At 59.7% G+C, this 15,521-nt stretch carries 15 protein-coding genes; 9 read left to right on the forward strand and 6 right to left on the reverse strand.

The genetic code is table 11. The annotated features are described in order from the left end of the window. Positions 1-14 precede the first annotated feature (14 nt). Entirely contained in the window at positions 15-1,352 is a 1,338-nt protein-coding gene (locus tag Enr13x_RS00095) for a hypothetical protein (RefSeq protein ID WP_145384070.1), read from the reverse strand. A 261-nt stretch (positions 1,353-1,613) separates the two neighbouring features. Between Enr13x_RS00095 and Enr13x_RS00100 the strand changes: the two genes are divergently transcribed. The 6 genes from Enr13x_RS00100 (at position 1,614) to ruvX (ending at position 7,711) form a co-directional block, all read left to right on the forward strand. Continuing rightward, positions 1,614-3,830, forward strand: a complete 2,217-nt coding sequence (locus tag Enr13x_RS00100) for a DEAD/DEAH box helicase (RefSeq protein ID WP_145384071.1) — start codon at positions 1,614-1,616, stop codon at positions 3,828-3,830. Between the two features lie 272 nt (positions 3,831-4,102). Further along, on the forward strand, positions 4,103-4,882 hold the full coding sequence (locus Enr13x_RS00105; RefSeq protein ID WP_145384072.1) for an NRDE family protein: 780 nt from the start codon (positions 4,103-4,105) through the stop codon (positions 4,880-4,882). 122 nt (positions 4,883-5,004) lie between these two features. Then, a complete protein-coding gene (locus Enr13x_RS00110; protein ID WP_145384073.1) occupies positions 5,005-6,243 on the forward strand; it encodes a peptidase MA family metallohydrolase in 1,239 nt (412 codons plus the stop codon). 223 nt (positions 6,244-6,466) lie between these two features. Then, positions 6,467-6,565, forward strand: a complete 99-nt coding sequence (locus Enr13x_RS39590) for a 50S ribosomal protein bL37 (protein ID WP_372894368.1) — start codon at positions 6,467-6,469, stop codon at positions 6,563-6,565. 36 nt (positions 6,566-6,601) lie between these two features. Then, a complete protein-coding gene (locus tag Enr13x_RS00115; protein WP_145384074.1) occupies positions 6,602-7,138 on the forward strand; it encodes a 3-hydroxyacyl-ACP dehydratase FabZ family protein in 537 nt (178 codons plus the stop codon). Between the two features lie 42 nt (positions 7,139-7,180). Next, entirely contained in the window at positions 7,181-7,711 is a 531-nt protein-coding gene (gene ruvX / locus Enr13x_RS00120; protein WP_145384075.1) for a Holliday junction resolvase RuvX, read from the forward strand. Positions 7,712-7,779: 68 nt separating this feature from the next. Here ruvX and Enr13x_RS00125 read toward each other — a convergent pair whose 3' ends face one another. Further along, a complete protein-coding gene (locus Enr13x_RS00125; RefSeq protein ID WP_145384076.1) occupies positions 7,780-7,998 on the reverse strand; it encodes a hypothetical protein in 219 nt (72 codons plus the stop codon). A 245-nt stretch (positions 7,999-8,243) separates the two neighbouring features. After that, positions 8,244-8,657 (reverse strand): hypothetical protein, encoded by a 414-nt coding sequence (locus Enr13x_RS00130; RefSeq protein WP_145384077.1) that lies wholly within the window; start codon positions 8,655-8,657, stop codon positions 8,244-8,246. Between the two features lie 19 nt (positions 8,658-8,676). Here Enr13x_RS00130 and Enr13x_RS00135 point away from each other — a divergent pair, with 19 nt between their 5' ends. Together Enr13x_RS00135 and Enr13x_RS00140 are read left to right on the forward strand one after the other, a co-directional pair. Further along, positions 8,677-9,147, forward strand: coding sequence for a YaiI/YqxD family protein (locus Enr13x_RS00135; protein WP_145384078.1), 471 nt, complete (start codon positions 8,677-8,679; stop codon positions 9,145-9,147). 159 nt (positions 9,148-9,306) lie between these two features. Further along, positions 9,307-9,648, forward strand: a complete 342-nt coding sequence (locus tag Enr13x_RS00140; protein WP_145384079.1) for a hypothetical protein — start codon at positions 9,307-9,309, stop codon at positions 9,646-9,648. A 94-nt stretch (positions 9,649-9,742) separates the two neighbouring features. Here the strand turns inward: Enr13x_RS00140 and Enr13x_RS00145 are convergent, their stop codons facing one another. Both Enr13x_RS00145 and Enr13x_RS00150 read right to left on the reverse strand, forming a co-directional pair. Next, entirely contained in the window at positions 9,743-10,549 is an 807-nt protein-coding gene (locus tag Enr13x_RS00145) for an SDR family oxidoreductase (protein ID WP_145384080.1), read from the reverse strand. Between the two features lie 117 nt (positions 10,550-10,666). Next, positions 10,667-12,496 (reverse strand): UbiD family decarboxylase, encoded by a 1,830-nt coding sequence (locus tag Enr13x_RS00150; RefSeq protein ID WP_145384081.1) that lies wholly within the window; start codon positions 12,494-12,496, stop codon positions 10,667-10,669. Positions 12,497-12,612: 116 nt separating this feature from the next. On the opposite strand from Enr13x_RS00150, the gene Enr13x_RS00155 reads away from it, so the two are divergent. Next, entirely contained in the window at positions 12,613-14,127 is a 1,515-nt protein-coding gene (locus Enr13x_RS00155; protein WP_145384082.1) for a leucyl aminopeptidase, read from the forward strand. Between the two features lie 75 nt (positions 14,128-14,202). Here Enr13x_RS00155 and Enr13x_RS00160 read toward each other — a convergent pair whose 3' ends face one another. Continuing rightward, complete coding sequence (locus tag Enr13x_RS00160) at positions 14,203-15,414, reverse strand: AAA family ATPase (RefSeq protein WP_145384083.1); 1,212 nt, start codon at positions 15,412-15,414, stop codon at positions 14,203-14,205. Positions 15,415-15,521: the final 107 nt, after the last annotated feature.

The following is a 15,521-nucleotide window of genomic DNA, read 5'->3' on the forward strand; positions in this document are numbered from 1 at the left end:
GGAAGTCCTCCCGGCTAATCCGTTTCCGTCTCCGTTTCGGCGACCTCCGACACCGGTAGGTCGTTCTCGAACGCTTCCGCTTTGGGGATCGAATCATGGATGATCTTCAACAGCCTGGTGCGGCGCTGTTGTTCCTTGTCACTCGCCGGAACGTCGACGAGTTTTTGAAAGTGTTCGTGCAGTTCGACGAGTGCCGACCGGTCGGTGATGAAGAGTGTGGATTCGAGATAGCTTTCGTCGCCGACGCCCTGGGTCCATCCGAATTGCCACATCAACAGTTCGTCGGCTTGCACCAACAGCTGATCGCTGATCCAACGCTCGGGTTGGTTTCGCCCGATCGCCGCGAGCAGGTCGGAGATCGGCGGAGTCGGCTTGCGACGGGTGGGAAAATGCGGAGGCGGATCCCAGACGCTGGGAAAGCGATCCTCGCCCTGTCGCTGCATCAACGTGATCGCTTCATCGATTCGCCCGTCGGTCAACAGTTGATCGACTTGGGCGGCACGGTAGCGCGGCGGTTGGAAGAACACCGCAGCGATGGTGAAGCCGACAAACGCCAACACCGGGATCGCCCAAGTCCAGCGTTGTAGAACGCTTGGCCGGAAACGAGGCACGGCGATCGACTCGGCATGCTTTCGGATTGCGACCGCCAGCCCGATGCCCAGCAGCAGCGTCGGGATGAAACCGTAGAACGCAACGCCGAACACGTTGGAGCGGAAATCCAACAAAATCTGCTGGGTCTCGGTCAGGCGTAACCCGCCCATGATGGAGACCATCGACAGGATCTGTTGAAACAGCGCGACCACCGCGATGGCCATGCAGGGAGCCAGCACCCAACACAACGCGGCGTTCAACGAGACCCGGTATCGGACCGAGACGAATCGTGCGAACAACAACACGCGCCAGATCGAAACGATGGACAGCAGCGTCAGATTGAAACGCAACGCCGAAATTTCGTCGGTCATCGTCTCGATCGGAATCGCGTACAACCAGGCCAGCGGAGCCGTCATCCAATACCCCGACAAAAAGACGCGGTAGTCATCCGCGGTGCTGCCGGGGTGGGGGATTGCCGTGATCGCGTGAAAACACCGCACGACCGCAAAAACGATGGCTGAGACAAAGATCGACGCGGCCAGTGGGGCCAACAAATCCAGCGGCTGGTGGATGAAGCTGACCGCGTCATACTCGCGGGCCAGCGCCGCGGTGGCAACCAACGCGGCGCCGAGGGCGAGCGATGCTTTGGATGCAATCACGCGTTCGATCGAACAACGTCGCCCGATCAGGAACCCGGCCACGTCGATCAGACGCATCGGTCCGACATCGATCGGTTCACTTACATCCGCCTCGTTGGTCATGCGATTCGCTTCCGTTTGGCTTCGGGTGAGACGTTGGAACAGCAAGCGAATCCCCCATTGGTGAGAATGAGGACCGAATTTAACAGAAGCTAAACCGGAGGGTGTCGATCGATAACCGCGATTAGTGGTGCGATCTATCACGTAAAGGGCGGTCAGCGGTGATTGTCGCCAATTCGCGATTTACGCTCTGCCGTTTGTCAGGGGCTTGGGATAGTCTCCTGGGAACGAAATAGCACGAATGTTTGCCGCCTAGAAGAGATCATGGGATCCGAGAACGAATTGAATTTGTCGATAGAAGACCTCCAGGTAACGGTCGAAAATGAGCCTGAACTGATTGAAGAAGCCCTGCCCGCAGCCGCCGATGACGCCGAGGATGACACCTCAGCAGAAGCGCCCGCCCAATCGTCTGCAGCATCGCCCCACGAGCCCAGCGAAGAAGTCGCCGCCGAGCCCAATGCAGAAGCTGAGCAGCCCAATGCAGCAGAAGCCGAGCCCAGTGCAGAAGCCGAGCCCAATGCAGAAGCCGCCGTCGATGTGGTTCCGCCGACGGTGAAGGCAGCGGTCGAGGAATCCGTCTCCGAAGCCGAAGCGGACGAGCTTGAGAGCCCGCCTCAAGACGAGAGTGAAGTCGAAGCGCCGACCGGATTCGCCGCCTTGGAACTGCGCCGCCAGGTGTTTGAAGCGGTCGTCGAGTCGGGTTATTCCGAGCCGACGTCGGTGCAGCAGCAGGTGATTCCGCACATGTTGGCCGGCCGAGACGTGCTGGCCCAGTCGCAGACCGGATCGGGAAAAACCGCGGCGTTCGCGTTGCCGATTCTCTCCACGATCGATTCCAAGCAGCGGACGGTGCAGACGTTGGTGTTGGCGCCGACGCGAGAATTGGCGATTCAAGTCGCCGAGTCGTTCGAGAAGTACGCCGAGAATTTGAAGGGATTCAGCGTGCTGGCGATTTACGGCGGCCAGGACTATGAGCACCAGTTTCGCGCGCTGCGTCGTGGTGTGGACGTCGTCGTCGGGACGCCTGGACGCGTGATCGACCACATCAAACGCGGAACGCTGGACCTGAGCGAGCTGCGCTGTCTGGTGTTGGACGAGGCCGATGAGATGTTGAACATGGGTTTCTTGGAGGATGTCCAGTTCGTGCTCGACCAGACGCCCGAGAAACGTCAGGTCACGTTGTTTTCCGCGACGATGCCCGGACCGATTCGATCGATCGCGGACAAATACCTGGTCGATCCCGCGCTGGTGACGATCGAAAAGAAACAGGTCACGGCCGAATCGATTCGACAGCGAGCGGTGATTGTTCCCCCCAAAGAAAAAGTCAACGCGCTGACGCGGTTCTTGGAAGCCGAAGCGACCGACGGGGTGATCGTGTTCACCAAGACCAAGGACACGACCGTGCGATTGGCCGAACAGCTGATCCGCAACGGTTTCGCCGCCACCGCACTCAATGGCGACATGCCACAAACGGTGCGGGAACGAACGATCGAGCAATTGAAGGGTGGGCGTTTGGATGTGTTGGTCGCGACCGATGTGGCGGCCCGGGGGCTGGATGTCACCCGCATCAGCCACGTGTTTAATTTTGATCTGCCCCACGATGCGGAATCCTACATTCACCGCATCGGACGCACCGGGCGAGCCGGCCGCAGCGGCGAGGCGATCATCTTTCTGACGCCCGCCCAGCGACGCAAGCTGAAGTTGATCGAGCGGGCCACCAAAAAGTCCATCGAACTGGTCGATGTGCCGTCGGCGGATGCGATCAACGCCACGCGGGTGGAACGCTTCAAAGCCTCGATCACGCAGGTGATTGCGGACAAGGACCTGACGTTGTTCAAGGATCTGATCGGTCAATACGCCGAGGAGTCCGGCAAGTCGATGGAAGCGATTGCCGCGGCGCTGGCGGAAATTGCACAACACGGCCGGCCGTTCCTGTTGAAGGACCGTCCCAAGCGTGCTCGGGATGAGTACCAGGACCGCGGGGATGCCCGACGTGGCGGTGACGAGCGTGCCGGGGGCGGTGAATTCGGCAAACGGGGTCGCGTCCTCGGGCCACCGGAACCGGGCATGATGCGGTATCGAATCGAAGTCGGACGCAACGACGGTGTGGCACCGAGAAACATCGTCGGTGCGGTCGCCAATGAAGCCGGCATCGAAAGCCGGATGATCGGACCGATCAAGATCTATCCGCACTTCAGTACCATTGATCTGCCCGAAGGAATGCCCAAAGACGTCTTCCAGACGCTGCAACGGGCCTGGGTGTCAGGCAAGCAGCTGCGGATTCGCCCCGACCGGGGACCGGGCCAAGGCGATTCACCGAGTCGCTCGGGCGGATTTCGAAAAGGCGGAAAACCCGGCGGCAAGCCGGGCGGCAAGAATCGCAGCAAACCGGACGGGTTCTTCGGCGGAAAAACCGGCTCGTTTGGCGGAAAGTCGGCCGCGGGGAAGAAGAAAAAGAAAAAGAAGCACCGCAAGGATTAGTGCTTCCGAAGCGGTCCATTGGGTTGCTAGCTAGCCGAAACTGGGCATTTTGAACAGGCCACGACGCAAAAACCTCGTCCGGCGGGGTGACTCTGCGGCCCGCGAGCGGAATTTACGGTAGTTTTTCGCCTTTAATACCCCATCAGGGGGTGCAGATTCGTTGACGACGTGGATAGATTGGCTGACGTGGATTTCGACGTGAGCCCAGAGGTAGCCGTCGGCCTCGCACCCGTGATCCAAATCCAACTGATCTTTGAAAAGAAAGCTTCGAGATGTGCTTATTGGCCGTTCAGTATCAATTGGTCCCAGAGAGTCCTATCCTGGTCGCAGCGAATCGCGAAGAGTACTTTGACCGGCCGAGTTTGACGCCGTCAATACAGTCGGGAAAGCCTCGCGTTTTATGCGGTGTGGATCAGAAAGCCGGTGGGACCTGGCTTGGTGTCAATCAAAATGGGTTGTTCGTCGGAATTTGTAACCGGGCGACGGCGATGCCGCTGTTCGGGCAACGCTCCCGCGGATCACTTGCGATGGACCTGCTTCGATGCACGAGCTCGGCTCGGGCACTCGACAAAGCGCTCGCCGAACTCGGTGAAACGCAATACGAAGGTTGTAACCTGATCATCGCCGATGCAAAAGCTGGCTACGCGATTCATTCGGACCAGCATCAGCAGGTCGTCGAGATGGAACCCGGGCTGAACATCATCGGTGCCCACAATCTGAACGACCCCGATGACGAGCGGGTTCGGATGGCGCGACGGCTGTTGACGCTCCAGACGTTGGATTCGCCGGTCAAGTTTTTGGCCGTCGCCAGTCGCGTGTTCGCCCGCGCACCGGTCGGACCGGGCCGACCGAGCATGGTGATTCGGAACCAGGATTACGGAACCGTCAGCAGTTCCTTGATCGCACTCGGGGTCAAACCACGCGATGCGATCTATCAGTTCAGCAACGGTGCTCCGGATCAAACCAAGTACGAAGACTGCTCGCCGATGCTCCGTGATATCCTCAGCCGGGGACTTCGCGAAGCGCGGACCAAGGCCAAGGTCGGGGCGTAAAAACTTCTCTATCAGCGCTCGGCGGTGATCCCTAGACTGCCCTGACGTCCCATGCAGAAACCGCAACGGATGCGGTTTTGAAAGCATGAGGTCTCGGAATCTCGCAAGCGGAGTGCCACGGCATGGAAGCCGTTCGACGATGGAGTGTGTTGCGGTCGATCATGGTCGCGGCGGTCGTGATTCTCGCGAGCCAGCAGGCAGTCGCCCAGAACAAGCGGACGCAGAATTTTCTGGTCCACGCGGACACCCAAGAGCTGGCTGACGCGGTCGCGCACCACGCGGAGAAATTTCGTCACGAGTTGGCGATGTATTGGCTCGGCAAACCGCTACGGCCTTGGACGACACCCTGTCCGATCGAAGTGGTTTCCGGACCGCATTTGGCCGCCCAAGGGGCCACCACCTATACTCGCTCACCGGTCGGCGATTTTCAGATGCGGGTGATCGGTTCACGTGAACGCATTCTTGATAGTGTCTTGCCGCACGAAGTCACACACACGGTCATGGCGACGCACTTCGGCCGTCCCTTGCCGCGCTGGGCCGACGAAGGCATCTGCACGACGGTGGAACATTCGGCAGAACGCAACAAACATGAAGTGAAGTTGCGAGAGTACTTGAGCAACCGTCGCGGCATTCCGATGAACGATTTGTTTCGTTTGACCGAGTATCCCAGCGACATGTTGCCGATGTACGCGCAAGGCTATTCGGTTTGCCGGTTCCTGATCGAACAATCCGGTCCGCGTCAGTTCATCGCGTTTTTAGAAGGCTACATGGACAGTTCGTCCTGGACCGCCAACGTGCAGGCTCATTACGGATACGATTCGCTGAAGCAGCTGCAAGACCGCTGGCTGGCTTGGGTGGCCCAGGGCAGTGGACCGGTCGAATCCTTCGTGTCCGCCCGTGGCCAGGCATCGGCTTCGACCGCTTCGTCCAGGACCCCACGGTCGCTCACCCGCCCACAGGTCTCCACCAGCCCAGCTCCCACCCGCCCAGCGCTCCGCACCGGATCAACCGGCACTGCTCCGCCCGACCATTTGGCCGGCGGGGGTCGTTTGGCGTTGACGGGACCGGCGGGGACATCCGTCCTCGGGTCATCCGTGTCAGGGCCCTCGGATGCGTCGACCAGCTGGTACCAGCGGCGTATCGAACAAACGGCGCTCGGCCAGATTGCAAGTGCCGGGGCTCGGCAGCCGGCTTCCCAGGCTTCAAACCCGGTTGCGGCTGAACCGACACCCCGTCCGTTGGGCCCCCCGTCGGTACTCAACAGCGGGCGTTATTCCGTGTCCCAGCCCCAGGACGAGTTGAGCTACGGCTCGGCGGTGCCGACGGGTACCTCGGCCCGATCCAGTCGGATGTACCGCTGAGACTGGACTTTTCACGCTCAAGATCGCATCATTCGCTGATGAAATCTTGCCTGTTTGCACGCCGAGGCACCCAGCAGACCCTGCCGGATGCCGGTTGAAGTGTTAAATTTGCAGCTCCGGCCCAGATCGACGGTGAGACTACCGCGAAAGCGAGTATTCTGCTATTTTCCGGGATTCAAGGACTGCATCCGCCCGTTTCCTTTTTCTCCAAACCATAAACACGATGGCAAAGCCGCACCACAAACTGAAAAAGGCCAATCACGGCCGACGTCCTGCAAGCGCCAAGGCTCGCAAAGCGAAACGCAAGAAGATCAAGACCTGAGATTGCTCGGGGCTCTGAAACTCAGAGGCGGTTGCTGTGCCAAAAAACGATTTTATTGTTGATCTCTCCCTGCTCCGCGGAAGCGAGCTGGTCGCCGATCTCGACGCGATCCGCAGTTACAATCCGCAGCGGCATGAAATGGAGCATCTGACCGGGATCCTGTACGAGGATGTCGAGACGCTCACGTGCGCCGGTTACAAAGACGTCAGGCACGACGAATTTTGGGTCCGAGGGCACATGCCCGGAATGCCCGTGATGCCCGGCGTGATCCAATTGGAAGCGGTCGCACAGCTGTCGAGTTTTTTCGCCCAGAAACATGATCTGTTGGGCGCGGAAATGTTGGGCTTCGGCGGAGTCGATAACGCCAGGTTCCGAGACGTCGTCGTGCCCGGCGATCGGTTGATCTTGATGATCCGATTGAGCAAAGCCCGTCGCGGTCGGATGATCGTGGCGGATTTCCAAGGCGTCGTCGGTGAAAAATTGGTCATCGATGGAGTGATTCGAGGGATCCCGCTGCCCGTCCAAGCGGTCAAGAATCATCTGGCCACGCGGGCCGCCCAAAACGTGGTTTGAATTCGCCCCCTGTCACCCGCAGCGCGCCAGCCCGCGTTCCCGATGTCTGCTGATCACGGCCCAGATCCCGCTGCGACTGAACCACCGTTCCCACCGACCGGCCGACTGGCCGGCGTGGACTATGGGACGGTCCGAATCGGGATTGCCGTCTGCGATCCGGATCGGATTTTGGCCAGCCCGGTCGAAGTTTACCAGGTGCGGGGAGAGACCCGGGACGCCGACTACTTTCGTCGTCTGGCCGATCAAGAGCGTTTGGCCGGATTTGTCGTCGGACTTCCCATTCACTGCGACGGCGGGGAGAGTCAGAAAAGCAAAGAGTGCCGCGAATTCGCGCGTTGGTTGAGCGAGCAAACCGGATTGCCGGTGCGTCTGTTCGACGAACGATTCAGCACCGCGGCGGCAAAAGAACGACTTTCCGGTGGACGGCTAAGTCGTCAAAAGAAGAAGAAACAACTGGATGCCGTCGCCGCACTCGTGTTACTGGAGTCCTTCTTGGAAGCCTGCCGTTATCACGGCGTGCTAGTCGGACAATCCATCGACGATCAAGCCGATGGCGGCGACACGTTGGAGTAGGAGTGACGGACCATCATTCCGAACCCGACCCGACCGGATGGGTTCGGAGGATCGATTCATCATCCCAATCAAGCCGCCTCGGCGAAAATCGTTTCGATCAAATTCTCGAACCGACGATCTGCTTCTTCGCGACGGGCGGCGCGCTCAGAAAGCGACCATGACGCACGAATGTCGCGCACACGACGCAGGATTTCAGCGTCGGACAGATTGGTTTCTTGGCTAGCTGTCTCATTTTGAGCGCTCGATGCCGATTTCAAGACTTCTTTATTGCAAACAGCAGTCATCATGTTCAATCCCTCGCGAAAAACAGGGCTGACACGTTTACTCGCATCAGCGGTTCGATTCCTTGGTCTGGGCAATCTGATGGATTTGATTGCTTGAGACCGATTTTGCCGGATCAACGCGATCTGACGAAAAAGAGGAAATGCATTAAGTGTGCCAATCAAACGTCTGGAGTCATAATTTCGACGGGAAGTTCGCTAAAAAGTTCCCAACTGCCGCAATTATCGACTCGGAAAAGCGTAGGGGGCGGTCAGTCGTTGCAATCGGCGGGACGGTTCTGGCCGCGAGCGGGGAGCGAGATTGCAAAGGTTTGAAAATTTTTCCACTGTCTCTCTGGCAGCACCATCACCGCGAACGGGTCGATTTGGGTGGTTCCGGCCAGGGTTTCGACCAGTTTTCGCAACTGGGTGGCATCGCAATGGCCGCGTATTTCCACATATTGAATCAGCATTGCGGCGTCATAGACCATGCCGACGACCTGATGATCCTTGCCGGCCCAGGCGAACGATCCGTCGGGTTCGAACAAGACCGACGGCAGCGACCGATTCAAACGTTCACCCGCCGCTTCGAAACTGGTGGGAATCGGCGTCGTTTCGGGTGACGGTAATCGACCATCGTGTGGATGCGGACCGTACAGGTGGATGTGAAAGGGTTCAGTGGGCATCACAATCGGAGCGTGTGGGATGAAGATTTGGATTGATGCGGATGCGGCACCACGGGACGTCAAAGAGGTGATTTTTCGTGCCGCCGATCGCTTGGACATCGAAACGGTGTTGGTCGCCAACTCGGCCCAGCCGATCCCCAAGTCGGCCGTCACAGTTCGGTCGGTGATCGTGCGGCAGGGCGCTAACGTCGCCGACCAGTACATCGTTGTCCACAGCCAACCGGGCGATCTGGCGATCACCGCCGACATTCCGTTGGCGGCTCAATTGGTCGACAAGAAAGTCGCGGTGATCGATCCGCGGGGCGACGAGTACAACGATTCCAACATCGCCGCGCGCCTCTCGATGCGAGATTTTCTCGATGAGCTGCGTGGAACGGGCGCGGCGACCGGTGGCGCGGCGCCGTACAACGCCAAAGACAAGAAAGCCTTCGCGGCCTCGTTTGACCGATTGTTGACCAAGCTGATCAAACAGGCGGATCAGTTTAAATAATCTGTAAAGTCGCCTCGATTCACCATAACGCGTCATCGCAGCCGGCGATCCGGGCGGATTGCCGAACATCGAGGACGCTTTCAGATTGCGTTCGGCTAACTGGCGGGAATGTTTCAGTGTCTCGGAAACCTTCTCATGACGAAAGGAGTTCCTATCTCCATGAAACCAATAGCCATCGCTGCGATCGTGCTGCTCGGCGTGTTCGGTGTCGCGACTGCCGCACCGATTGACGTCGGACACTCGATCCTTGTCAGCGGCCCCGTCCCGGCACCGACCTTGGATCCGACTCAGCCGCCGGTCACGCTCGTTGCACCGATCCGGTCGGCAACCTTTCGCAACGCCGAGGGGTTGTTGAAAACGGAACCTGCGAGGACGGAGCCGATCAAAAAGCCACCCCGGAACCACGATCAGGAGGAAACCAAACCCGGTGTGATCGATAAACTCAAAGCGTTGGACCGCAAAAAAAATGCCTGGTTCAAACGCACTTTCTTGGGGAAATAAACGAAGGATTCTCTCCAAGAAACGCACGGCGGCGAAACCGAATTGTCTTGCCAGCGATACACCTGTCCGGAACCACCTCCGGGCGGGTGTTTTTTTATCCTGTGTTCTCACCGATCTGCAATCCGTCCGGTGAGTAGATCGATCGGCCGCCATCGACGGGCAAGCAGACGCCGTTGATGAAGGTGTTTTCACACAAGAAACGCACGGCGTGGGCGACGTGTCCCGCGGTTCCGATCCCACCGGTCAACGTGCTCGCACAAAGTTTCAGCCGTTGTTGATCGGGCACTTCATCGGCCAACAACACCGGCCCGGGTTTGACACAATTGACCCGAATCGCGGCATTGCGGCTGGCAAATTCGACGGCCAGGGAGCGGGTCATCACATCGATCGCACCCTTGCTGGGGAAATAGGCGGCGTGATCGAGATAGGGCCGCACGGTCGCCCAGTCACCCAGATTGACGATCGAGCCACCCGTCGTCTGATCGGTCATCACGTCCGCCGCGGCGCGGCCGCAGAGGAACGCAGCGACGGTATTGATCTCAAAATAACGACGCATCTCCGCCGCCGTGACTTGCCCGATCGGTGTCGGTGACCAGATCGCGGCGCTGTTGACCAGGATGTCCAAGCGGCCGAACGCCGTGACGGTTTCGTCGACCAGCCGCGGCGGCACCCCGTCGTCCTCCAACGCCCCTTGGGTCACGATCGCGTCGCAGCGGTAGCGCTGGGTCAGTTCGTCGGCGGCCTGCCGCGCCGCGTCGGCGCTGGTATTGGCATGCAAGGCGATCCGGCAACCGTTGCGGGCCAGTTCGATCGCGATTTCACGCCCCACACGCGGGGCGCCGCTGCCGGTGATCAACGCGACCGGGGCATCACAATCGAACACGGTTTTCAATAAGCTCATCGGCGCGGTCTTTCGGTGGTGCGAGCGGGGAATTCGAAACGTCGAGCGATCGGACGACAAATGGGTTTCGGATCTCGAAAGTGGGATAGGCTTCTAGCCTGTCATTTCCGTCGGTTGCTAAAGGTACTTTGCCAGGGCACCGCCGCGGGCGGCGCGAGCATCGACCTTGGCGACGGTTTCGGGGTCTTCGATCACCGGCGGCGCCTGCCAGGGTTTGAAACGGGCGTCGATGACGACACTGCCGCGGCATCCAAAATGTTTGGCGATCGTCTCGGCTCCGATGCCGGACAGATCCGTCGCCGGATTGCTGCGCGTGAACGTGGTCCACAACCAATTGCTCAGCGATCGCGCCGCGAAGTCGCTGTCGTCGACGATGGTGATCAGCGGAAACGCGTTGATGGGATCATCGGGTTGATAGTGCTGGCAAAATCGCAGCATGTCGGCGCGTCCCGTCGTGCCGTCAAAGGACTTGCTCTCGATCGCCAACACGCCCGGCATCACGACGCGGGGATCCTGGAATCCCTCGGGCAACCGCAATTCGGCGGGCAACTCATGGGGCAGCGTGCGGCGGGGTGGACCCGCCGCGGCAATCACCACTTTGGATCCCTTGTTGAATCCCGTTCCGGTGTAGTCCAGGGTGTCGATGGTCGTCTGGGTATGAAAATGAAGATCTCGTTTCCAATCCACGCGCTGCAGAACGAATCCGAGGAACGCTTCGATGTCATGAATGTCCAGCGAATCGGATCGGTCGTCGGCAATCATCAGATACTTGGCGAGTGAAAGCTGGCCGTTGCCCAGGATCGCATTGGCCTGGGTGAGCAACTCTTGCGGCGCCGATTCCTTCAGGTACGGCATGTAGCGTTCGCTGCCGATCGCCAGCAGCAAGGGGTGCACGCCGGCGGCATCGACCGCATGCACCGCTTTGACACCGGGAATCACGGTGGGAATGATCGGGTCGGTCAACTCGTGGATCAACTGGCCGAACGTCGTGTCTTCTTGCGGCGGGCGACCGACGACCGTCAAGGGCCAGATCGCCCCCTTGCGATGCCAAACGTGATCGACCTTCATCACCGGAAACGGGTGTTCCAGGCTGTAGTACCCCAGGTGATCACCGAACGGACCCTCGCGCTTGGTCACGTCGGGATCGATCGATCCGACGATGGCAAAGTCGGCGTCGCGATACACCGGCGCGTGGTTTCCGCGGAGCAACCCGATCCGTCGGCCCGCCAAGGCGCCGGCGAAGGTCAATTCGGTCAGCCCCTCGGGCAGCGGCATCACGGCGGCCAGCGTCATCGCCGGGCAGCCGCCGACGGTCACGGCGACACGCAACGGTTTTTGCAGCTTGATCGCCTGTTGATGGTGAACGCCGATCCCCCGATGAATCTGGTAATGCAAACCGACTTCCTGGTCGCTGTAGTCATTCCCGGAGAGTTGGACGCGGTACATCCCCAGGTTGATTTTCATCAAGTTTCCCGGTTCGGTCGGGTCTTCGCTCAAGACTTGGGGGAGCGTCACAAACGCTCCACCGTCGCGGGGCCAGCATTTCAGCTGTGGCAGGTCCGCGAGCGAGCAGCGCCCGGCCGCGACCGGGGCACTGCGGACGAATTTGGGAAGCATCCGAACCGCAGTCAGGGGGACACCGGCGTAGCGAAAGGGCCGTTTGGGGACCGCCGACGGATCGAGTTTGACTTCGATCAATCGGCGCACCGACTCGAGCGTCTCGCGGAACAGGTAGCGGGCTTGATCGAGTGAGGCAAACAGGTTGGAGGCCATCGGAAACCGGCAGCCCGTGGGGTTGGTGAACAGGATCGCGGGACCGCCGTTGGCATAGACGCGGCGTTGAATTTCGGCGATTTCCAGGTTCGGATCGACCGCATCGGTCACTTCGATCAACAACCCGCCGGCGCGAAGGTCCTCCACTACATCTCGGGTGCTGCGGTGTTTCATGGTCGTCGATAAACTACAACTAGTGCAAAGTGAATTCGGGCGCTGCTCGAGCGTGATCGTTCGAGCGTGATTGTTCAAGCGTCTGTCAACAACGTCTCAATTGGTGTCATCATCTTATGTCGGAAAGCCCGTCCCAGTCTCAACCGAATCCCGTCGCCCCACAACTGCCATGCCCGAGTTTTGTCGCGACCGACAACCCGATCGGTGAAAAATGCGACGTCTTGATCGTGGGCCTCTGCGACGATGCACCGCTGTCGGCGACCGCGGCCGGTCTGGATCAAGCCCTGGGCGGCGTGATCAGCCGCTTGATCGGTCAAGAAAAACTTTCCTCCGACTCCGGCGAATCGATGCTGATTGCGGGGGTCGGTGATGAAGGTTCGCAGTTGGTGTTGCTGATCGGATTGGGTGAAAAATCAAAACTCGATCGCGAAGCCGCGTTCACGCTGACCAGCACGGCGGTCCGATCGTTGGTTTCCAAGCCGCACGAAAAATGGGTCGTCGCGTTGCCGGAGTGCTTTGACGCGGTCGATCATGATGCGATCGTCGCCGGCGCCTTGTACGGTTTGGAAGGCCAGTCGATCTACCGCACCAAATCGCCGATCCATGTGCCGGCGACGATCGCCATCGCATCGGCCGACACAACCGCGATCGATCGGGGCGTGATCTTGGGCGATTCGATCAATTTGGCGCGGCGGTTGGTCAACGAACCCGCGTCGGTCATCTACCCGGCTTCGTTCGCCGAGCGGGCGACGGCCTTGGCGACAGAAGTCGGTCTGGGGTGTGAAGTGTGGGATGAACAACGATTGGCCGACGAGAACTGTCGGGCGATCCTTGCCGTCGGCGCGGGCAGCGACAAACCGCCCCGCCTGGTCATCCTTCGACACGACGGCGGACCGCAGGGCGAACCGCCGATCGCGATCGTCGGGAAAGGCGTCACGTTTGACAGCGGCGGTTTGTCGATCAAGCCCAGCGACGGGATGGTCGACATGAAATGCGACATGGGCGGCGCCGCGACCGTGGTCGGAGTGATGCGGGCGTTGGCGAAGTTGGGCGTCAAGAAAAACGTCATCGGATTCTGCGGGCTCGCCGAAAACATGGTCAGCGGGTCGAGCTACAAACTCGGTGACGTCATCGTCACACGCAGCGGAAAGACGATCGAGATCTTAAACACCGATGCCGAAGGCCGCGTCGTCTTGTCCGACACACTCGACGTGGCGGTCGAGCACCAGCCGGCGGCGATGGTTGATCTGGCGACGTTGACCGGTGCCTGCATGGTTGCCCTGGGAAATGAAGTCGCCGGTCTGATGACCAACAATCAATCGGCCTGCGATGCCGTCATCGACGCGGCCCGCGGCGAAGGCGAACCCGTCTGGCAGCTGCCGATGTTCGAGCTCTACAACGACAAAGTCAAAAGCAAGGTCGCCGACATCAAGAACATCGGCGAAGGCCGCTGGGGTGGCGCGATCACCGCCGCGAAGTTTTTGGAGAACTTTGTCGGCGACGTGCCGTGGGTTCACATCGATATCGCCGGACCGGCGTTTGCGGACAGTCCCAAGCCGCATCGAGACGCCGGTGCGACCGGCGTGATGGTCCGCACGCTCGTCCGCTGGATCGAGAACCAGGCAGGGTAGAGAAGGACTTGGGATCTTAAATAAAATCCACGACGCCTTGGGGACGGACCCGACGACCAGGTCTGGCCGATGACGTCATGACTTGGCGCCGGGCCAGAACATTTTCCATTTGCTCTCGTTCGACTTGCCGCTTTCGCTGGGCTCGGCCGAGGCTTCTTTGCCTTGGAGTTTGGCGGCCAGGTCGCGGAGCGCTTGGGTGATAGGAGCCTTGGGCGCCTGGTTGATCAGGGGCACGCCGTTGTTACGGACTTCCACCATCGTGCGATAATCGTTGGGCAACAGCGCATAGATATCGCGTCCGAGTGTTTCTTTGGCTTTTTTCAAGCTGATCTGACCCGATTCCAACCCCGCGCGATTGACCACGATCTCAATCTTGCTTTGCAGACCGTCGACCTCTTCAAAGCTCATCATCAAACGCACGACGTTTCGCAAACAGGGAAGGTCCAATTGGGTGATCAACAACACCTTGGACGCCGCCTCGATCGCCGCCATGTCGACCGCGCTATAGGTCTTGGAAAGATCGATGACCAGGTGGGTGAACGACGCTTTCAACAGCCCGATCACTTTTCGCAGACTTTCATCAGTGATTCCGATCGTGTCATGCAATTCGACCGGGCGGGGCAACAGGTACAGCCCGCTGCTGTGTTTGGTCAACGATTGTTTGAGCAGTTGGATGTCCAACCGCGAGACGTTTTGGACGACATCGGCGAGGGTGTAGTCGGGAATCGCATCCAAAAAGACGTCGGCGTCACCGAGTGCCAGGTCCAGGTCCAACAGGGCGACACTGTTTCGATTGTCGGCGGCAAAGATGCAGCCCAGATTGACCGCGGCGCTGGTCGTTCCGACGCCGCCGGTCGCTCCGGCGATGGCGATGACTTCGCATCCCCGCGCACCGCCCTCGGTGGTGCCGAACTTGTGTTGACTGACCCGCGTCAGCGCCGCGGCGAGGTCCTCGTGGGACATCGGCAGGGTGAGAAATTCGCGCGCCCCGGCGCGAATCGTTTGCAAGATCAGGTGGCCATCGGTGCTTTCGCTGGCGGCCAGGATCACCGTGTCCGGCGCATCGCTGGCGAGCCGTTCGACCAGCCGAATCGATTTTTCGTTGTCACTGTCCAGCGAGATCACGCCCACGTCGGGCGCGGTTTGCTCGATCACGTCCGGAAAGAATTCATACCGCGAGCAATCGGCTTCCAGCCACACGGTGTCCATGCCCAAGAGCATGGACTTGAGTGAATCACGCGTGTCATCATTGGGGTCAACCAATGCGATTCGTAGCACGTTTGTCATTGCAGATGTATCCGGTCGCTCATTTCAATTCCGTTCATCCCACCCCTCGACGGCCACGTTGCCGTCGATCGCAGGTCTCGTCGGTGGGGTGGCCGACAACCATATGC

Origin of the sequence: Stieleria neptunia (assembly GCF_007754155.1) — a bacterium.
GTDB classification, from domain to species: Bacteria; Planctomycetota; Planctomycetia; order Pirellulales; family Pirellulaceae; genus Stieleria; species Stieleria neptunia.